The sequence below is a fragment of the Mesorhizobium sp. M1423 genome (genome assembly GCF_040317575.1).
Lineage (GTDB): Bacteria > Pseudomonadota > Alphaproteobacteria > Rhizobiales > Rhizobiaceae > Mesorhizobium.
Genome location: NZ_JAMYKU010000002.1, coordinates 272,544 through 292,422, shown reverse-complemented (window position 1 = coordinate 292,422; position 19,879 = coordinate 272,544). Strand labels below are relative to the sequence as shown.

At 63.1% G+C, this 19,879-nt stretch carries 16 protein-coding genes, 1 other RNA gene and 1 pseudogene; 16 read left to right on the top strand and 2 right to left on the bottom strand.

Going from position 1 to position 19,879, the window contains the following annotated elements:
• Nucleotide 1 precedes the first annotated feature (1 nt).
• Nucleotides 2-3,868: a hydantoinase B/oxoprolinase family protein gene (locus NKG95_RS04205; protein WP_353040023.1), complete on the bottom strand. Its 3,867-nt coding sequence runs from the start codon at nucleotides 3,866-3,868 to the stop codon at nucleotides 2-4.
• 172 nt (nucleotides 3,869-4,040) lie between these two features.
• On the opposite strand from NKG95_RS04205, the gene NKG95_RS04200 reads away from it, so the two are divergent.
• From NKG95_RS04200 to NKG95_RS04170, 7 genes and pseudogenes are all read left to right on the top strand, one after another.
• Nucleotides 4,041-4,247 carry a hypothetical protein gene (locus tag NKG95_RS04200; protein WP_023721215.1) on the top strand — a complete coding sequence of 69 codons (207 nt, stop codon included), beginning with the start codon at nucleotides 4,041-4,043 and terminating at the stop codon, nucleotides 4,245-4,247.
• A gap of 281 nt (nucleotides 4,248-4,528) precedes the next feature.
• Nucleotides 4,529-5,248, top strand: a complete 720-nt coding sequence (locus NKG95_RS04195; protein ID WP_023721214.1) for a J domain-containing protein — start codon at nucleotides 4,529-4,531, stop codon at nucleotides 5,246-5,248.
• Nucleotides 5,245-6,012: an N-acetylmuramoyl-L-alanine amidase gene (locus NKG95_RS04190; protein ID WP_352844526.1), complete on the top strand. Its 768-nt coding sequence runs from the start codon at nucleotides 5,245-5,247 to the stop codon at nucleotides 6,010-6,012. The genes NKG95_RS04195 and NKG95_RS04190 overlap by 4 nt, the downstream gene beginning before the upstream one ends.
• A 185-nt stretch (nucleotides 6,013-6,197) precedes the next feature.
• Nucleotides 6,198-6,947, top strand: coding sequence for a lytic transglycosylase domain-containing protein (locus tag NKG95_RS04185; RefSeq protein ID WP_353040022.1), 750 nt, complete (start codon nucleotides 6,198-6,200; stop codon nucleotides 6,945-6,947).
• A 59-nt stretch (nucleotides 6,948-7,006) separates the two neighbouring features.
• An RNA gene (gene rnpB / locus NKG95_RS04180) (RNase P RNA component class A) lies at nucleotides 7,007-7,405 on the top strand.
• A gap of 151 nt (nucleotides 7,406-7,556) precedes the next feature.
• Nucleotides 7,557-7,841, top strand: coding sequence for a type II toxin-antitoxin system ParD family antitoxin (locus tag NKG95_RS04175; RefSeq protein ID WP_352481543.1), 285 nt, complete (start codon nucleotides 7,557-7,559; stop codon nucleotides 7,839-7,841).
• Nucleotides 7,838-8,130 (top strand): annotated as a pseudogene (locus NKG95_RS04170) (type II toxin-antitoxin system RelE/ParE family toxin). The gene NKG95_RS04175 and the pseudogene NKG95_RS04170 overlap by 4 nt, the downstream one beginning before the upstream one ends.
• Before the next feature lie 9 nt (nucleotides 8,131-8,139).
• On the opposite strand, the gene NKG95_RS04165 reads toward NKG95_RS04170, so the two are convergent.
• Nucleotides 8,140-9,255 carry a cystathionine gamma-lyase gene (locus tag NKG95_RS04165; protein ID WP_353040021.1) on the bottom strand — a complete coding sequence of 372 codons (1,116 nt, stop codon included), beginning with the start codon at nucleotides 9,253-9,255 and terminating at the stop codon, nucleotides 8,140-8,142.
• A gap of 406 nt (nucleotides 9,256-9,661) precedes the next feature.
• Between NKG95_RS04165 and mraZ the strand changes: the two genes are divergently transcribed.
• From mraZ to ftsW, 9 genes are read left to right on the top strand one after another with little or no spacing between them, the layout of a single operon-like run.
• A complete protein-coding gene (gene mraZ, locus NKG95_RS04160) occupies nucleotides 9,662-10,120 on the top strand; it encodes a division/cell wall cluster transcriptional repressor MraZ (RefSeq protein WP_353021050.1) in 459 nt (152 codons plus the stop codon).
• Nucleotides 10,117-11,148 (top strand): 16S rRNA (cytosine(1402)-N(4))-methyltransferase RsmH, encoded by a 1,032-nt coding sequence (gene rsmH, locus NKG95_RS04155; protein ID WP_353040020.1) that lies wholly within the window; start codon nucleotides 10,117-10,119, stop codon nucleotides 11,146-11,148. Before mraZ ends, rsmH begins: the two co-directional genes overlap by 4 nt.
• A gap of 4 nt (nucleotides 11,149-11,152) precedes the next feature.
• The gene (gene ftsL / locus NKG95_RS04150) at nucleotides 11,153-11,530 is read left to right on the top strand and encodes a cell division protein FtsL (RefSeq protein WP_254818995.1); all 378 of its coding nucleotides are present in this window, start codon (nucleotides 11,153-11,155) and stop codon (nucleotides 11,528-11,530) included.
• Nucleotides 11,531-11,544: 14 nt separating this feature from the next.
• On the top strand, nucleotides 11,545-13,272 hold the full coding sequence (locus NKG95_RS04145; RefSeq protein ID WP_353040019.1) for a peptidoglycan D,D-transpeptidase FtsI family protein: 1,728 nt from the start codon (nucleotides 11,545-11,547) through the stop codon (nucleotides 13,270-13,272).
• A gap of 54 nt (nucleotides 13,273-13,326) precedes the next feature.
• Nucleotides 13,327-14,781, top strand: a complete 1,455-nt coding sequence (locus NKG95_RS04140) for a UDP-N-acetylmuramoyl-L-alanyl-D-glutamate--2,6-diaminopimelate ligase (RefSeq protein WP_353040018.1) — start codon at nucleotides 13,327-13,329, stop codon at nucleotides 14,779-14,781.
• Nucleotides 14,778-16,211, top strand: a complete 1,434-nt coding sequence (locus NKG95_RS04135) for a UDP-N-acetylmuramoylalanyl-D-glutamyl-2,6-diaminopimelate--D-alanyl-D-alanine ligase (RefSeq protein WP_353040017.1) — start codon at nucleotides 14,778-14,780, stop codon at nucleotides 16,209-16,211. The genes NKG95_RS04140 and NKG95_RS04135 overlap by 4 nt, the downstream gene beginning before the upstream one ends.
• Nucleotides 16,212-16,235: 24 nt before the next feature.
• Nucleotides 16,236-17,318 carry a phospho-N-acetylmuramoyl-pentapeptide-transferase gene (gene mraY, locus NKG95_RS04130; protein WP_353040016.1) on the top strand — a complete coding sequence of 361 codons (1,083 nt, stop codon included), beginning with the start codon at nucleotides 16,236-16,238 and terminating at the stop codon, nucleotides 17,316-17,318.
• Nucleotides 17,319-17,326: 8 nt separating this feature from the next.
• Entirely contained in the window at nucleotides 17,327-18,727 is a 1,401-nt protein-coding gene (gene murD / locus NKG95_RS04125) for a UDP-N-acetylmuramoyl-L-alanine--D-glutamate ligase (RefSeq protein ID WP_023721203.1), read from the top strand.
• Nucleotides 18,727-19,878, top strand: coding sequence for a putative lipid II flippase FtsW (gene ftsW, locus NKG95_RS04120; RefSeq protein WP_023721202.1), 1,152 nt, complete (start codon nucleotides 18,727-18,729; stop codon nucleotides 19,876-19,878). Before murD ends, ftsW begins: the two co-directional genes overlap by 1 nt.
• Nucleotide 19,879 lies beyond the last annotated feature (1 nt).

The following is a 19,879-nucleotide window of genomic DNA, read 5'->3' as shown; positions in this document are numbered from 1 at the left end:
TTCAGGCCTTGCCAAATCCACCAGGCGTCGGCGTCGTCACGATGACTGCCTCGCCGGCGTCGAGGATGGTCTGATCGCAGGCCTTCAGGACCTCGACGCGGCCATCCTTGCGGCGGATCTTGGTCGAGCCAACCTCGCCATCGCCGCCGCCGTCCAGGCCTTGCGGCGGGCGGTTGCGATGCGAGGACAGGATCGCGCATTCCATTTTTTCGAGGAAGCGGATGGTGCGCTTGGTGCCGTCGCCGGCATTCCATTTGCCTTTGCCGCCGGAACCTTCGCGGATATGGAAATCTTCGAGCAATACCGGGAAACGCAGTTCCAGCACTTCCGGATCGGTCAGGCGCGAATTGGTCATATGGGTGTGGACGCCGGAGGTGCCGGCAAAACCGCGGCCGTCGTTCATCCGGCCGGCCGGCGAGCCCGAGCAGATCGTCTCGTAATACTGGTACTGCTTGTTGCCGAAGGTGAGATTGTTCATCGTGCCCTGCGCGTTGGCCATCGCCCCCATCGCCCCGAACAGCGCGTTGGTGACGTGCTGCGAGGTCTCGACATTACCGGCGACGACTGCCGCGGGATAGGCGGGTTTCAGCATCGAGCCGTCGGGGATGATGATATTGATCGGCCGCAGGCACCCGGCATTCATCGGGATGTTGTCTTCGACCATGACGCGGAAGGCATAAAGCACCGCGGCACGGGCGACCGGCTCCGGCGCATTGAAATTGTTCTTCATAACCGGCGACGTGCCGGTGAAGTCGACGGTCGCTTCGCGCTTTTGCCGGTCGATCGATATCTTCACCTTGATCATTTGGCCGGTGTCGGTCGGATATTCGTATTCGGAACTGTCGGGCAGCCGTTCCAGAACACGGCGCACGCTTTCGGCGGCATTGTCCTGGACATGGCCCATATAGGCTTCGACCACAGCGAGGCCGAAATGCGCGACCATCTTGCGCAGCTCGGCGACGCCCTTCTCGTTCGCGGCGATCTGCGCCTTGAGGTCGGCGATGTTCTGGTGCGGATTGCGTGCCGGGTAGGGATGGTCGGTGAGCAGCGTCTCCACGTCCTTTTCGCGGAACCGGCCACGATCGACAATGCGGAAATTGTCGAACAGCACGCCTTCCTCGTCGACGGTTGTGGCAAGCGGCGTCATCGAGCCGGGCGCGGTGCCGCCGATATCGGCATGGTGGCCACGCGAGGCGACGTAGAAGAGGATCTCCTCCCCCCTCGAGGGGGAGGTGGCGGCGAAGCCGCCGGAGGGGGTCGTTGCGGCAGTGCTCGACGCACTTGTGGTGCGTTCTGAGAGGACCCCACCCGGCCGCTTCGCGGCCACCCTCCCCTCGAGGGGGAGGGAAAACACCGGTGTCACCACGGTGATATCAGGCAGATGCGTGCCGCCATTGTAAGGGGCGTTCAGGGCAAAGACGTCGCCGGGGTGAATATCGCCGGAATTGAGCCGGATGATGGTCTCCACCGAGCGGTCCATCGAGCCGAGATGCACCGGCATATGCGGCGCGTTGGCGACCAGCGCGCCATTCCGGTCGAAAACGGCACAGGAGAAGTCGAGCCGCTCCTTGATATTGACCGAATAGGCGGTGTTCTGCAGCGTTACGCCCATCTGCTCGGCGATCGACATGAACAGATTGTTGAAGACCTCCAGCATCACCGGATCGGCTTCGGTGCCGAGTGCGGCCTGCCGGTGCTTCTTCTCGATGCGGCGCATCAGTATATGGTCCTTGGCGGTGATCTCGGCCTGCCAGCCGGGCTCGACGACGATGGTCTGGTTCGGCTCGATGATCAAAGCGGGGCCGGCGATCTTGTTACCGGGCTTCAGCGTTTCGCGAGGGAAGATGCCAGCGTCGCGCCAGATGCCGTCGACGAAAATTTTCCGCGCCCCGGAAGGACTTGCGGCCTTGTGTTCAAGAAATGAATCGCTTTCGTCGCGGCCGGTGCTGCCGGTATCGGTACCTTCGACGCCGACCGATTCGACGATCATCGGCTTGTCGTCATAGACGAAGCCGAACTGCGCCTTGTGCGCCAGTTCGAAGTCCGCCTTGGCCTCAGCAATCGAGCCGTGCCCAAAGTTCACAGGCAGCGCGGTATCGGTGCCGTCATAGCGGATCTGCAGCACCGGCTTCGAGGCGACCGCGTCTTCGGTGATGCCTTGCGCGGCGAGTTCGTCGATGACGGCTTTGCGCAGCGTTGCGATGAGCTCGTTGATCGCCGGCCCGGAATCGTCCGCCAGCGGCTTCAGCAGCGCCTGCTGGCGTGACGCAAACACCGAGGACAGGCCGATGCCGTATGCCGAGAGCAGGCCGGAAAAGGGATGGATCAGCACAGCCTCCATGCCGAGCGCATCGGCGACGAGGCAAGCGTGCTGGCCGCCGGCGCCGCCGAAACAATTCAGCAGGTATTCGGTGACGTCGTAGCCGCGCTGCACCGAAATCTTCTTGATGGCATTGGCCATGTTTTCGACGGCGATGGTGACGAACCCTTCGGCAACGGCTTCCGGCGAGCGGCCGTCGCCGATTTCGGCGGCAAGTGCGGTGAATTTCTCGCGAACTGTCCGCACGTCGAGCGGTTCGTCCTGGCCCGGCCCAAAAATGGCCGGAAAGAAGTCGGGCTGCAGCTTTCCCAGCATGACATTGGCGTCGGTGACCGCAAGCGGACCGCCGCGCCGGTAGGCGGCCGGGCCGGGATTGGCGCCGGCCGAATCCGGCCCGGCGCGAAAGCGGCCGGCCTCATAGTGCAGGATCGAGCCGCCGCCGGCGGCGACGGTGTAGATGCGCATCATCGGCGCGCGGATGCGCACGCCGGCGACCTCGGTGTCGAAGGCGCGCTCGTAGTCGCCATCATAGTGGGCGACATCGGTGGAGGTGCCGCCCATGTCGAAGCCGATGACTTTGCCGAAACCGGCGAGTTTTGCCGTCTCGACCATGCCGACGACGCCGCCGGCCGGGCCGGACAACAGCGCATCCTTGCCCTGGAACATGTCGGCGGCGGTGAGGCCGCCCGACGACATCATTAACATAAGGCGGGGGGATTGGCCAATCTCCCCCGTTGTGGGGGAGATGCCCGGCAGGGCAGAGGGGGGCGTGACAGACTGAGATGTTGGCGGGACAGCGCCCCCCTCTGTCGGCTTCGCCGACATCTCCCCCACCAGGGGGGAGATTGGCGCGGCACCCAGTTCCGCCGCAACCCTTTGCACATACCTTGCCAGGATCGGCGACAGATACGCGTCGACCACCGTGGTGTCGCCGCGGCCGACCAGCTTGATCAGCGGCGAGACCTCGTGGCTGACCGAGACCTGCGAGAATCCGAGCTTTCGACAGACTTTGGCGACCGCCTTTTCGTGATCGGGATGTTTCCAGGCATGCATGAAGACGATCGCGACCGCATCGATACCGTCAGCCTTGGCCTGTTCGATGGCAGGACGCACGTCGGCGATGTCGAGCAGGCGTTCGACACGACCGTCGGCGCGCACGCGTTCGTCGATCTCGACGACGCGCTCGTAGAGCTGTTCGGGAAGGATGATCTGCTTGGCAAAGATATCGCGCCTGGCCTGGTAGGCAATCCTCAGCGCATCGCGGAAGCCCTTGGTGATGAGCAGCAGCACGCGGTCGCCCTTGCGCTCGAGAAGCGCATTGGTGGCGACCGTGGTGCCCATTTTGACGTCGCCGATCAGCGCGGAAGGGATTGGGGTGCCGGGCTGGACGCCGAGCAGTTCGCGAATGCCCTGGATGGCAGCGTCGGCATAGGCTTCGGGATTTTCCGAAAGGAGTTTCCTGGGATGCAGCCCGCCTTCCGGGTCCCGGCCGATGATGTCGGTGAAGGTACCGCCGCGGTCGATCCAGAAATCCCATCTTGCGGTCATGGCAGCGCCTCCGGCATTTTCACTTTACGCATCCTGTTAGTGCTCAACGCTTTGTACGGCCAAGCGCTTGATGTTACACGCGGAAACGCAACGTTACGAAACTCATCATGACCTGATGCATTGTGTTCTCGATCGTCGCCGGTAACGGTGGCGTGATTAGAGGAGAGATATCATGAAGAAACTCATTCTTGCGTCGGTCTCGGCGCTTGCCTTGCTTGGCGTTGCGGCCTGCAGCGATAGCGGCACCGACAACACTACGACGCAGAGCACTAACCCGCCGGCATCCGACCAGACGATGAAGCCGGCTGCTCCTGACGCTAACAAACCGGCCGAGCCGGCCCCGGCCCCCGCTCCTGCGCCGGCTGCCCCTGCGCAGTAATTGATGTGACAACCAAGAGAGGCCGGCCTCACACGCCGGCCTTTCTGCTGCTTACGATACCCGCGCCTTGCGGCCGAGTGCGCCGACGCTGGCGCCGAAACGACGACCCAAGGCGCCAATCGCTAGGCTCGCCGTTTGCGCGCCGAGGCTGCCGTCTGCGGATTTTCCATGGGTGAGCGCTAGCGCCAGCCGCCTCAGGCATTCCGCCAAATCGATTGGGCCAGCCCCTGCGGCACTGTCTTGGCTTGATAGCGATGGGCGGTTGGCCCTATGAAACCCTCATGTCGATTTGGGACCGCCTCGGCGACTTCGTCACACGCGTTTCATCTTCAGCGTCGTCAGGCGTCGCCGAAGTGGTCGAAGCCGTGCGCACGGTTTTCTCCGGCGATGCCGATCTGCGCCGGCGCGTCGCCTTCTCGGTGGCGATGATCGCGCTGTCGGCCAAGATGGCCAAGGCAGACGGCATCGTCACCCAAGACGAGGTGCGCGCCTTCCAGGAAATATTCGAGGTGCCGAAGGAACAGAGGCGCAATGTGGCGCGGCTCTACGATTTGGCCAAACGCGACATTGCCGGTTTCGAAACCTATGCCGAGCGGATGGCGCAGCTTTGCGGTTCGGGCCATTCGAATTGCCTGATGCTGGAGGACATACTCGACGGGCTGTTCCACATCGCCAAGGCCGACGGGCTGGTGCATGAGCGCGAGCGCCAATTCCTGCATCGCATCGCCGAGATCTTCCGCATCGATGAGGCGCACTACCAGAGCATCCTGGCGCGGCATGTCGATCTGGGCGCCGCCGATCCTTATGTTGTGCTCGGCATCGAGCGTGGGAAGCCGTTCGAGGAGGTCCGCAGGCGCTACCGCAAGTTGGTCTCCGACAATCATCCGGACCGGCTGATCGCACGCGGCCTGCCGCAGGAATTCATCAAGATCGCGACGACCAGGCTGGCGGCGATCAACGCGGCCTATGAGATGATCGAGCGAGGCCTGCGGCACGCATGAGCGGCTTTCCGCCCGACGAGCCGAGCGCCGAGGTTAGGGTATCGCCGAATTTCGGACCGCGGCGCGGCACGCTTAGACCCGATATGATCGTGCTGCACTACACCGGCATGGCGACCGGCGCCGGCGCCGAGGCATGGTTGTGCGATCCGGCAAGCGAGGTCTCGTCGCACTATCTGGTCCATGAGGACGGCCGCATTGTTCAGATGGTAAGGGAAAGCGATCGCGCCTGGCATGCCGGCAAGAGCTCGTGGTTCGGACAGAGCGACATCAACTCCTGTTCGATCGGCATCGAGATCGTCAATCCGGGGCATACTCTCGGCTATCGCAATTTTCCAAAACCGCAGATCGACGCGGTGATCGGCCTGTGCGTCGGCATTGTCGAGCGCCATTCCATTCTGGCGCAGCGGGTGCTCGCCCATTCCGACGTGGCACCGGGGCGCAAGGTCGATCCGGGCGAGAAATTTCCATGGAAAGCCTTGTTTGCCGCCGGTGTCGGCCATGTTGTGCCGGCAGCACCGATCCGGCGCGGCGCCGTACTGAAGCCAGATGATACCGGCGCCGAGGTCGAGGCGCTGCAGTCGATGCTGTCGCTCTATGGTTATGGCGTCGAGATCACCGGCGCTTTCGACCGGCAGACCGAAATCGTGGTCGAGGCATTTCAGCGGCATTTCCGGCAGCGCCTGGTCGATGGCATGGCTGACGGATCGACGATCCGCACGCTGGAAAGGCTGCTCGCTTCCGCAAGGATAGCCTCTCTCAAATAATCTTTTCCCAGATTAAAAGTTACAATCTGTTACCTAAAGTGACTTGCGCCGCCTTCTTTGGCGCCAATTCCGTCGTCAAAGGCGATCCGTACAGATTGTCGGACCTCTATCCCCCCAGATGTTCCGATGTTGATTGAGGGTATCTGCGCGAAGTTCTTTGTGCAGATCAAACAGAACAGGATCACATGCAGAAATTGACCGTTTTAACGGCAGCCATTGCTGCCGGCGTAATGACTTTTGCCTTCAGCGCGGCGAACGGCGCACCGCTGAGCCAACGGGCCGATCAAGGCTTCAGTGCCGCAGCCGGCAAAACCGCCATGCCGAAAGCCACCCGTGGTACAAAAATAGAGAAGACCACCACCGCAAAAGTGGAAAAAGCGGCCGCGGTAAGGACGAAAAAGCCAGTCTCCGCGAAAAGGCCAACCGCTGCGAGAAAGACAATCGCCAAACAGCATGTGAAGCGTAACCGCAAACGCATCGACCACATGGCAACGGCGTCAGTCGCTCCGAAGAGCAGGCCAGCGCCCCAGGCGGCGGTTGTCGGCGGCAGCGGACAGTATTCGGCGATCATTGCGCGATATGCCGCCAGCTACGGCGTGCCGGTATCGCTCGCCAATGCCGTCATCAAGATCGAGAGCAACTACCAGCCGAACCAGGTCGGCAGCGCCGGCGAGATCGGCCTGATGCAGATCAAGCCGGCGACGGCAAGAATGATGGGCTATAGCGGTTCGGTTCAGGGTCTCTACGATCCCGATACCAATATCAAATACGGCATGAAGTACCTTGCCATGGCGCGGGATCTCGGCGGCGGCACGACCTGCGGCACGATCCTGAAATACAATGCCGGCCACGGCGCCACACGGATGAACTCGGTGTCCGCAGCCTATTGCGGCAAGGTCAAGGTGCAACTGGCAGCACTTGGAGCGCCCGCCTGACAAGCGATAACTTGCTTTTTCGTTTGCGTTTTCGGGCCTGAACCCCTTTATACGCCTTGCCAGCTGGCCGGGCGGCCGCACCCGCGAAGCCGAAAGGCTGCGGGTGAGGAAAGTCCGGGCTCCATGGAGACACGGTGCCGGTTAATGGCCGGCGGGGGCGACCCCAGGGAAAGTGCCACAGAAAGCAAACCGCCACGATCTAATCGTGGCAAGGGTGAAAGGGTGGGGTAAGAGCCCACCGCGCGACTGGCAACAGGAGCGGCACGGTAAACCCCACCGGGAGCAAGACCGAATAGGGGCGGTGCGAGGGGAAACCCTCGAGGGCTGTTTCCGGCTCACCGTCCGGGTAGGTTGCGTGAGGCGCATGGCAACATGCGCCCAAGATGAATGGCCGCCACGTTCTCGCCCCGTAAGGGGCGAGGGCCATACAGAACCCGGCTTACAGGCCAGCTGGCAGTTTCCCCGATAAAAGGAAATCTCCTGATATCAGCAGGTTACGTCTTCGGGCGCAGCCGTTGATTCACTTTTCGACCCGCAATCGAGCGCGACATTCCTTGAAAATGGTGCGATTAAATCGTACCAGTTGATGACGATATTCAGGAGCGCGTCATGGGACAGGTCGATAAACGCAGCATCACGCTATCGCCGGAGTTGGCCGCGGCAGTCGACGACGTGGTCGCCGCCGGCGAATATGCCTCGGCGAGCGAGGTGATCCGCGACGCACTGAGGCAATGGAAGGACAGGCGCGACCTGCTCGGCTACACGGTCGAGGAATTGCGCAAGATGGCGCAGGAGGGGATCGACAGCGGACCGGCGCTGGACGGGCCGCCAATCATGGAACGGCTGCGCGCCAAATATCTGAAAATGGCCGAGGCCAAAGGCCTTGAGGAGTGAAATATCGCCTGCTTCCTCAGGCATTGATCGACCTCGAAGCCATCGTCGACTACATTGCCGAACAGAATCCAAATGCGGCGGTTCGCCTCGTGGATCTCTTGCAAAGGCGGTGGATTTGCTGACCCTGCATCCCTTCTCAGGTGCACCGCGCGAAGACATTGCGCCCGGCATCCGTCACCTGATCGTCGGCGAATACCTCACTTTGTATCGTGTCCGCGAAGAGGCGATCGAAATCGTTCGCGTTCTCCACGGCCGGCGCAAGATCGACGCCGGCGATCTGAATTCGTAGTCGCGCTGCTCAGGTGCCGATGCGGTCTAGCGACGCCTCGATCGCCTGCCAAAGCTCTTCCACCGGCTCGCAGCCGATCGACAAGCGAACGAAGCCGGGCGGAACGGCATCTCCCCTTTTTGATCGCCGTTCGGCCGAAGTGTGTACGCCGCCGAACGATGTCGCTGCCTGCATCAACGCGCAGTTGTTGATGAAATCCTCGGCCTTGTCCTCCGAGGCGAGCACGAACGAGATGAGAAATCCGAAGCGCTCCATCTGGGCGCGGGCAAGATTGTGTGATGGGTCGCTCTCCAGTCCCGGAAAGCGCAAGCCGCTGATTGCGCGATGGTCTTTCAGCCGTCGCGCTATCATTTCGGCGGAAGCGCACATGCGGTCGAAGCGCACGTCCAGCGTTTCGAGGCCGCGATGTACCAGCCATGCCTCGAACGGCCCGGGGATGGCGCCCGACGTCTCGCGCCAGTCGGTCACCCTCGAGATAATATCTGCGTTGCGGCTGGCGACATGGCCGAACAGCACATCGGAATGGCCGTTCGGCGCCTTGGTGTCGGCAGCAATGACGATATCGGCGCCGAGATCGAGCGGGCGCTGGCCGAAAGGCGTCATCGTCGTGTTGTCGACCACAAGCATCGCACCCGCTTTGTGCACGGCTTCGGCGACGGCTGCGATGTCGCATATTTCCAGTCCTGGATTGGCGGGCGTTTCGACGAAGGCAAGCCGGTATCCGTCAAAGCCGCCGTCGAGGAAGCTCGATGTCGGCCGGACATCGTACGCGACGCCGAAGGACTTCAGGAAACGGTCTGCCAGCGCTCTCGTCGTATGGTAGCCGTCGGACGGCAGCAGGATACGGTCGCCGGCTTTGAGCAGGCCGAAAAACACCGCCGAGATGGCAGCCATTCCCGAGGGAAAGGCGACGCATGGGGCGTCTTCCAGATGCGCCAGCATGTGCTCGACTGCATCCCAGGTCGGATTGCTGAAGCGGCCATATTGATCGTAGCCGGTGGCGTCACCCGGCGCGTGGAAAATGGCGGCCATGGTCAAGGGCAAGGGAATTGGGTCGCCCTTGGCCAGCCCGGCGCGACGCAGATGAGGAAGTGCCGCGGCGCGCGACTTGGCTGTTTCAGACATGGCTTCAAACCTCGTTACTGACCGGAAAAGGAGATGCCGAGGCTATGCGCGGCAGCGATCCGCAGCAAGTCGGCTCCGGTTGGGCCACACGGCTCTAAACGCTTCGTTAGGCTTAATAGACGATAAAGACGGGAGTGCCGTCAAAGCTGCTCTCCCCAGTCGTGGCAGGCGCGTTTTGAAGACTGTTCCCGTTGACGCCCATAACACCCCATGATATCCCATTCCGATACTCAAGCCTTCGTTCCGTGTCAGGGTGAAGCGTACGCCAATCGGGCAGCCGCGGCGGCTGCGCGTTTGCCTGCGTTCGCCCGTCATAACGAAGTGGGTTTTGGACGCCGACCGGGCTGGGGCGGCGCGGACAGGAAGATGCAGAGGGGTGCGGCGGCGCAAGCGGTCGTAACGCGTAATGGACCGGTTTCTGTCGAGCGCGGTGAACAGGATCGATGCGAAGGGACGGGTGTCCGTGCCGGCGCATTTCCGTGCCGTTGTGCAGAAACGCGGCTATTCGGAACTTTATGCGCTACGCTGCCTGGATCGCCCGGCGATGGATGTCGGTGGGCTCGACCTGCTCGATCGCTACGAGCAGCGCATCGCCCAGGAAGACCCGTTCCTGCAGACGGCGGACGACATGTCGTTCTTCTGCCATGGCGATGGAACGTTTCTGAAGCTCGACCAGGACGGCCGTATCACGATGAGCGATTTCATTCGCGAGCATACCGGCATTTCAGCGGAAGTGGCCTTCGTTGGCCGCGGCAATTTCTTTCAGATCTGGGAGCCCGGACGGCTCAGTGCCTATGGGACGGAGGCACGCGCCCGGCTTTTGCAGCTTCGGCAGGGGACGAAGGCCGGGGAGCGGCCGGAATGATGGCGGGCGACGGCGATGAAGTTCATGCCGCTGGCGGACCAGCCCGCCACATTCCGGTCCTCCTTGCCGAAGTTCTGGAGGCGCTGGCCCCGACAAAAGGCGAGGTGATCGTCGACGGCACGTTCGGTGCCGGCGGCTACACCAAGGCCATTCTGACAAGCGGAGCCTCGGTCGTCGCCATCGACCGCGATCCGGATGCGATCGCGGCGGGGCGGGCCCTTGAACAGCAGTCCGGCGGCAAGCTCAGGCTTGTCCAGGCACCGTTCTCGACGCTCGACGAGCAGGTTGAAAGTGCCGATGGCGTCGTGCTCGACATCGGCATCTCCTCCATGCAGATCGACCAGCCGGAGCGCGGCTTTTCGTTCCGGGCCGATGGACCGCTCGACATGCGCATGGCGCAGGCGGGCCTGAGCGCCGCCGACGTCGTCAACACCTTCAAGGTGGGCGATCTTGCCCGCATCTTCGGTTTTCTCGGCGAGGAACGCCATGCCGGGCGCATCGCCCGCATGATCGAGAGCCGTCGCGAAAAACGCCCCTTCGAGCGCACGCTCGACCTTGCCGATGCCATCGAGACGCATATCGGTCGCGCGCCAAAAGACAAGATCCATCCGGCCACCCGCGTTTTCCAGGCGCTGCGCATCTTCGTCAATGACGAACTCGGAGAACTGGCCAAGGCACTGTTTGCCGCCGAGCGCGTGCTGAAACCGGGCGGGCGGCTTGCCGTGGTGACCTTCCATTCCCTGGAGGACCGCATTGTCAAGCGCTTCATCGCCGACAGAGCCGATTCAGCGACCGGATCGCGGCATCTGCCCGAGGCCCAGGCGCGCACCGCCACCTTCACCAAGAAGGGCGGCGGCGTGACGCCTGGCGATGCCGAGATATTGGCAAATCCGCGGGCGCGCTCGGCAAGGCTGCGCGCTGCGATCCGTACAGAGGCGCCGGCGCGTGCCGGCGATTTTTCGATTTTCGGCCTGCCAAAACTGCCTGGCCCAAAGCTTCCCGGCGCCGATCGACCGGGAGAGAGGTGAGCACGTGTTTCGTACCAGCGACATAGTCCTGATCGCCGTCATGGTTTCGGCGGCTGCCCTGACCTACAAGACCAAGCGCGAGGCCGAGGAGCAACTGGCGGCAGTGCACAAGATCCAGGCGCAGATCCGTTATGAAGAGGACACGATCGACCTGCTCAAGGCGGACTGGAGCCTGCTTACCCAGCCGTCGCGCCTGCAAAAGCTCACCGAAATCTACAAATCGCAACTCGGACTCGAGCCGGTCAATGCGCGGCAGATCGTCGGGCTGGACGATCTGCCGGCGAAACCCGTCAACATCGAGGACCTTTCATCGCAGCGGCTGGGCGGCATGGCCGATGTCGGCGGCAAGGATCCCGTGGTGACCGGAGGCATCATCCAATGATCACCGGATTTCCAATGGCCGCCAGATTTCCACAGGTTGGCAGGCTGCTGAAGCGCGGTTCGAAGCCCGGCGCGGGCGGATCGATCGTGGTCGATGGTGCCCGCAAGGCAACCGGTGGCAAGGGCAGGACCCGCATTGTCATGACGATGGCGGTGTTCTTCGGTATCTATTCGACCATTGCCGGGCGGCTGGTCTATCTGGGTTTCCAGAACCCCGACCTGTCGGGCGGGCCGCAGAGCCGGGTGACGGCATCGCGACCCGACATCGTCGACCGTAACGGCGAAGTGCTGGCGACCGACATCAAGACGGCGTCGCTGTTTGCCGAACCGCGCCGCATCGTCGATGCCGACGAGGCGATCGAAAAGCTGTCGACGGTGCTTCCCGAGATCGACTACGAGCAGACATACAACAAGCTGAAGAGCGGCGCCGGCTTCGTCTGGCTGCAGCGGCAACTGACGCCGAAGCAACAGGCCGATATCATGCAGCTCGGCATCCCCGGCTTCGGCTTCCGCACCGAAAAGCGCCGGTTCTATCCGGCCGGCGAAACCTCGTCCTACATTGTCGGCCTCACCAACATCGACAATCAGGGCATCTCCGGCATGGAGAAATACATCGACGAACAGGGCTTGAGCGACCTTCAAGCGTCGGGCCTGGCGGTAGCCAAGGATTTGAAGCCGGTGCAGCTCTCGATCGACCTGCGCGTCCAGCATATCGTGCGCGACGAGGTCGGCACCGGCATGGAAAAGTACCATGCGATCGCGGCTGGCGCCGTCGTGCTCAACGTCAAGACCGGCGAGGTGCTGGCGATGGCGTCGGTTCCGGATTTCGATCCGAACAACCCGTATAACGCGCAGGACAAGGACCGGCTCAACCGCATGTCCGCCGGCCTCTACGAAATGGGGTCGACCTTCAAGAGCTTCACCACCGCCATGGCGCTCGATTCCGGCAAGATAACGCTGCAAAGCCGTTTCGACGCGTCGCGCCCGATCAGGATCGGCCATCAGACCATCCATGATTTCCATGGCAAGGGCCGGGTGCTGTCGGTGCCGGAAGTGTTCATCTACTCATCCAATATCGGCTCGGCCAAGGAAGCCGAAGCGGTTGGCATCGACGGACACCGCGAATTCCTGCATCGCCTGGGAATCCTCGAGAAGATGCAGACCGAACTGCCGGAAGTCGCCCGGCCGACCGAGCCCAAGGTCTGGAAGCAGGTCAATTCGATTACCATCGCCTTCGGCCACGGCGTGTCGACGACCCCGCTGCAGACGGCGGTCGGCTGCGCCGCGCTGATGAATGGCGGCTATCTGATGGACCCGACCTTCCTGCCGCGCACCCAGGAGCAGGCGATGGCGGTGGCCAAGAAAGTGGTCAGCGACAAGACCGTCGAGGGCATGCGCTATCTCTATGCCCTCAATGCCGAAAAGGGATCCGGCCGCAATGCCCGGGTGCCAGGATACCGGGTGGGCGGCAAGACGGGAACGGCGGAGAAGGTCGTCAACGGCCGCTACTCGAAGGAAAAGAATTTCAACGCTTTCGTTGCGGCTTTCCCAATGGACGATCCGCAATACATAGTGCTTACGATCGCCGACGAACCGAAGCCGGAAAAGCCCGGCATGGGTGCCACGGCTGCCTCGAATGCGGGCATCATGGCTGCAAACATCATCCGACGTGCGGCTTCCATGCTTGGCGTGAAGCCAGATTTCAGCCATGAAAATGGTGCAACGCTGGTTTCCTATCAGTGATTCTTGGGGCGCGCCGGCAACTGCGCGCTATTTTGTTGCGATGAACGGGGTTCGATGAAGCTGAAAAATCTAGCCGGTATCCTGCCTGTCGAGGGGACAGCTTCCTTCGACATGGAGGTTACAGGGATTTCGTCGGACTCCCGCCAGGTAGCACCGGGTGTTGTCTTTTTCGCGCTCACCGGCTCCAAGGCGGATGGCGCAGCCTATGCCGCCGATGCCGCGAGCCGCGGCGCTGCCGCGATTGTTGTCGGCAAGGGCAGTGCGGTCGCCGGGCTGCCAGTTCCGGTTCTTGTCGTAGACGATCCGCGCCTTGCGCTGGCGCTGAGTGCTGCCCGTATTTTCGGCAAGCAACCGCAAACCATGGTCGCGGTGACCGGCACCAGCGGCAAGACCTCCGTCGCCGCATTCACCCGACAGATATGGGAGCAGGCGGGTTTGGTCGCCGCTTCGATCGGCACGACCGGCGTGGTGGCGCCGGGCCGCAATGAATATGGCTCGCTGACCACGCCGGATCCGGTGGCACTGCACAGGCTGCTCAAGGAGTTGGCGGAGGCCGGCGTCACCCACGCCTCGATGGAAGCGTCCAGCCATGGCCTCGACCAGCGCCGGCTCGATGGCGTCAGGCTTGCGGCCGGCGGCTTCACCAATCTCGGCCGCGACCATATGGACTATCATCCGACGGTCGAGGACTATCATCGCGCCAAATTGCGTCTGTTCGATGCGCTGCTGCCGAAGGGCGCGCCGGCCGTCATCTTTGCCGACGACCCGTGGTCGGAGCCGACAATCAAGGCGGCGCGGGCAGCGGGACTGAACGTGCTGACGGTCGGCCGCCACGGCGATTTCCTGCGGCTGAAGCGGGTCGAGCACGAGCGCCACCGCCAACGCGCCGAGGTCGAAGTTGACGGCGTTCTCCATGAAGTCGACCTGCCGTTGGCGGGCGACTTCCAGATCGCCAATGCGCTGGTGTCGGCGGGCCTCGCCATTTCGACTGGAACATCTGTTGCCAAGGCGTTGATGGCGCTAGAGAAATTGAAGGGTGCGCCGGGGCGGCTCGACCTCGTTGGGACGGCCGCCAATGGCGCACCGGTCTATGTCGACTACGCGCACAAGCCGGACGCGCTGGAAAACGTGCTGGCTTCGGTGCGTCCCTTTACCACCGGCCGCGTCATCGTCGTATTCGGTTGCGGCGGCGACCGTGACCGGGGCAAGCGGCCGATCATGGGCGAGATCGCCACAAGGCTGGCCGATGTCGTCATCGTCACCGACGACAATCCCCGCTCGGAAGTTCCCGAGACGATCCGCGCCGCGATCCTGGAGGCCGCACCTGGCGCCATCGAGATCGGCGACCGGCGCAAGGCCATCCACGAGGCAGTCGGGATGCTTCACGCTGGCGACACGCTGATCGTGGCCGGCAAGGGCCATGAGGAAGGCCAGACCATCGGCACCGAGACGCTGCATTTTTCCGATCATGAGGAAGTTCGCTCGGCGCTCAGGGAGCAAGCGGCGTGAGCTATCTGTGGACCTCCGAGGCGCTGGTTGCCGCCATGGATGGCCGGCCGCTCGGTCCGATGCCTGAAGGCATCGCCGGCATTTCCATCGACAGCCGCAGCCTGCAGCCGGGAGACGCCTTCTTCGCCATCAAGGGCGAGGTGATGGACGGCCATGATTTCGTCACCGCCGCCATCAAGGCGGGCGCCGGCGTGCTTGTCGTCGCCGAGGGCAAGTTGCCGTCGCTGGGGCGGCTGACGGCACCGATGATCGTCGTGGAGGACGTGCTTGTCGCGCTGGAAAAGCTCGGTGTCGCGGCGCGCACTCGCTCAAAGGCCAGGGTCATTGCCGTGACCGGCTCGGCGGGCAAGACCACCACCAAGGAAGCGCTGCGCCACGCTCTGTCCGCGGTCGGCACGGTGCATGCATCGGCCCAGTCGTTCAACAACCATTGGGGCGTGCCGCTGACGCTGGCGCGCATGCCGCAGGATTGCGACTATGCCGTCTTCGAGATCGGCATGAACCATCCGGACGAGATCCGGCCTCTGGTCAAGATGGTCCGGCCGCATGTCGCCATCGTCACGCTGATCGCGGCCGCTCATCTCGGCTTCTTCCGCAATCTGGACGAGATCGCCAAGGCCAAGGCGGAGGTTTTCGAAGGGCTGGAGCCCGGTGGCGCCGCCCTACTCAACCGCGACGACCCGCGCTGGAAGCTGCTGGAGAAGATGGCGAAAGAGGCCGGCGTCGAGCATGTTTACGGGTTCGGCGAGAATGCCCGGGCGACCTTCAAACTGATCAAATGCGAGCTCAATGCCGATCACTCCGTCATCACCGCCAAGATTGGCGGGCACGAGATCGTCGCCAGGATCGGCGCGCCGGGCCGCCATATGGTGCAGAATGTGCTGGCGGTGCTGGGTGCAGCGCATCTGGTCGGCGCCGACGTCACCAGGGTTGCTCAGGCGCTGGCCGATCTTTCGCCCGAACGCGGACGCGGCAAGCGCTATGTGTTGCGTCATCCCAAGGGGCCAATCACGCTGATCGACGAGAGCTACAACGCCAATCCGGCCTCGATGGGTGCTGCGATGGCACTGCTCAACACGACACCGGTGTCGGGCGAAGGCAGGCGCATTGCCGTGCTTGGCGATATGCTCGAGCTCGGCAGCCATTCGGCGAAATTGCATGCCGCCCTTGCCGACCTGATCGTCGGCACCGACACGCGCACGGTCTTTCTTGGCGGCCCGGAAATGCGGGCGCTGGCCGACGTGCTGCCCGGCGAGATCAAGACGGAGTACCGCGCCGGCGCGGAAGATCTGAAGCCGGTGCTTCTATCGGAGTTGAAGCCCGGCGACGTGGTCATGATCAAATCGTCGAAAGGCATAGGCTTTTCAAAGCTGGTCGAGGCATTGCTCGGCAAGTTTCCGGCGGAAGCCACAACCAGCAGACAGACCTAGGATCGGTCCGGGGGACGCAAGCGCATGTTAACACTGCTCGTCGATTTTGCGGACAAGATCTCGGTCTTCAACGTCTTCCGCTACATAACTTTCCGCACCGGCGGAGCGCTGATCACAGCGGCACTGATCGTGTTCATCTTCGGACCGACCATCATCAATTCGCTGAGGCTGCGGCAAGGCAAGGGCCAGCCGATCCGCGCCGACGGGCCGCAGACGCATTTCAAGAAGGCTGGAACGCCGACCATGGGCGGGCTGATGATCCTGTCCGGCATCGTCGGCTCGTCGCTGCTGTGGGCGAACCTGTCCAGCATATACGTCTGGGTGGTGCTGCTGGTGACGCTGGGGTTCGGCTCGATCGGCTTTTATGACGACTACCTCAAGGTGACGAAGCAATCGCATCTCGGCTTTTCCGGAAAAGCGCGGCTGGGGCTCGAATTCGTCATTGCCGGCATCGCCGCCTGGGTGATCATGCATAACGGCCAGGCGCCGTTCTCGTCATCGCTGACGTTTCCTTTCGCCAAGGAGTTTCTCGTCAATCTCGGCTGGTTTTTCATCCCGTTCTCGTGCTTCGTCATCGTCGGCGCCGGCAATGCGGTGAACCTGACCGACGGCCTCGACGGGCTGGCGATCGTGCCGATCATGATCGCGGCGGCGTCCTTCGGCGTCATCGCCTATCTCTCCGGCAATGCCGTGTTCGCTGAATATCTGCAGATCCATTTCGTTCCCGGCACCGGTGAGCTTGCCGTGGTCCTCGGAGCGGTGATCGGTGCCGGTCTCGGTTTCCTGTGGTTCAATGCGCCGCCGGCGGCAATCTTCATGGGCGATACCGGCTCGCTGGCGCTGGGTGGGCTGATCGGCACGGTCGCGGTGGCGACCAAGCACGAGATCGTGCTGGTCATCGTCGGCGGCCTGTTCGTCGTCGAGATATTCTCGGTCATCATCCAGGTCGGCTATTTCAAGATGACCGGCAAGCGCGTCTTTCTGATGGCGCCGATCCACCATCATTTCGAAAAGCTCGGCTGGACCGAAAGCCAGGTGGTGATCCGCTTCTGGATTATCGCCGTCATTCTGGCGCTGGTCGGGCTGTCGACCCTGAAGCTCAGATAGGAGGCCGCTTGATCCCCGCCGCATCCTTTTCAGGCAAGCGCGTTTCGCTCTTCGGGCTCGGCGGCTCGGGGATTGCCACGGCGCGCGCGCTGATCGAGGGCGGCGCGGACGTCCTCGCCTGGGACGACAATCCCGACAGCGTTGCCAAGGCCGGCGCGGTCGGCATCGCCACCGCAGACCTGCGCGGCGCGGACTGGGCGAGGTTTTCCGCCTTCGTGCTGTCGCCCGGCGTGCCGCTGACGCATCCCAAGCCACACTGGACCGTCGAGCTCGCGCGGGGCTCAGGCGTGGAGATCATCGGCGATATCGAGCTTTTCTGCCGCGAGCGGACGGCGCGGGCGCCGGCAGCAGCCTTCATCGCCATCACCGGCACCAACGGCAAGTCGACGACCACGGCATTGACGGCGCACATCCTCAAATCGGCCGGGCGCGACACGCAGATGGGCGGCAATATCGGCCGCGCGGTGATGACGCTCGATCCGCCGCAGCCCGAGCGGCACTATGTGGTTGAGTGCTCGTCCTATCAGATCGATCTTGCCCCTTCGATCAATCCGACGGCCGGCATCCTGCTCAACCTGACGCCGGACCATCTCGATCGCCATGGCACGATGCAACACTACGCCTCGATCAAGGAGCGGCTGGTGGCCGGCAGCGAGACGGCAATCATCGGTGTCGACGATTCCTGGTGCGCCCAGATCGCCGACCGGCTGGAGCGAGCGGGCCGGCAGATCATTCGCATCTCCAAGCGCCTGCCGCTGACCGACGGCTATTTCGCCGAAGGCACCAACCTGATGGAAGCCGTGCACGGCCGCTACAGCCGGGTCGCCTTTCTCGAAGGCATCGGCTCGTTGCGCGGCCAGCACAACGCGCAGAATGCGCTGGCCGCCGCCGCCGCCTGCCTCAAGGTCGGGCTCGAGCTCGGCGAGATCCAATCCGGACTGGAGAGTTTCCCGGGGCTGGCGCACCGCATGGAGCAGGTCGGCCGCAAAGGGCATGTGCTGTTCGTCAACGATTCCAAGGCGACCAATGCCGATGCCGCGGCACCGGCGCTGTCGAGCTTTGCGCGTATCTACTGGATTGCCGGAGGTCTGCCGAAAGAGGGTGGCATCGAGCCGTTGCGCGGCTTCTTCCCGCGTATCGCCAAGGCCTATCTGATCGGCGAAGCCGCACCGGCCTTTTCGGCGACGCTGGGCGAAGCGGTGCCCTACGAGATATCAGGCACGTTGGCTGCGGCGGTCGAACACGCCGCCCGCGATGCGGCCAAGGATAGTAGCGGCGAGGCGGTGGTGCTGCTGTCGCCGGCCTGCGCCAGTTTCGACCAGTTCAAGAATTTCGAAGTCCGCGGTGAGGCGTTCAGGCAAGCCGCAACCGCCATTGATGGCGTGAAGCCCATCGGAGGGACACGATAATGCAAAGCCGTCTCGACAAAAGCCCCGTGGCGACCTGGTGGTGGACGATCGATCGCTGGTTCCTGGCGGCGTTCCTGTCGCTGATGGGCCTCGGCATCGTTTTGTCCTTCGCCGCAAGCCCGGCGGTGGCCGAACGCATCGGACTAGACAGTTTCCACTTCGCCACACGCCAGATCATCTTCACCATTCCGGCACTTGGAGTGATGCTTGCCGTCTCGTTCCTTGAATCCAGGCAGATCCGGCGCATGGCGCTGGTCATGCTGTGCATCACGCTGTTTTTGATGGTGGCGGTGCTCTATATCGGCGTCGAGGTGAAAGGCGCGCGGCGCTGGGTATCGCTTGCCGGCCTGTCGATACAGCCGTCCGAGTTCCTGAAACCGGGCTTCGTCATCATCTGCGCCTGGCTGTTCGCCGAGCACAAGCGCCAGCCCGACATTCCGGGCAATCTGTTCGCCATGTTGCTGCTTGCGCTGGTCATCTCGCTGCTAGTGGCGCAGCCTGACCTGGGGCAGACCATGCTGGTGCTCGGCACCTGGGGGGTGATGTTCTTCATGGCCGGGCTGCCGTGGCTGTGGATCGTCGCGCTGGGTGCTGCCGGCGTCGGCGGCGTGTTCGCCGCCTATGCGGTGTTCCCGCACGTTGCCGGCCGCATCGACCGCTTCATGACCGGCGAGGGCGACACGTTCCAGGTCGACATGGGCCGCGAGGCGCTGATCAATGGCGGCTGGTTCGGCGTCGGGCCGGGCGAGGGCACCGTCAAGCGGGTCATCCCCGACAGCCATGCCGATTTCGTCTTCTCGGTCGCTGGCGAGGAATTCGGGCTGATCATGTGTTTCTTCATCATGTCCATCTTCGGCTTCATCGTGCTGCGCGGCCTCAACACGGCACTCAAGGAGCAGGACGATTTCACGCGCTACGCGGTTGGCGGCCTGGTCACCGTCTTCGGCCTGCAGTCGGTCATCAACATGGCCGTCAATCTGCAACTGATGCCGGCCAAGGGCATGACGCTGCCGTTCATCTCCTATGGCGGTTCCTCCCAGATCGCGATCGCCATCTCGATGGGCATGGTGCTGGCGCTGACGCGCAAGCGCCCGGAAAAGCGCAAGCAGCTGGGCTTCATGCCGTCGCCGCGTGCGATGCCGGCGGAGTGAG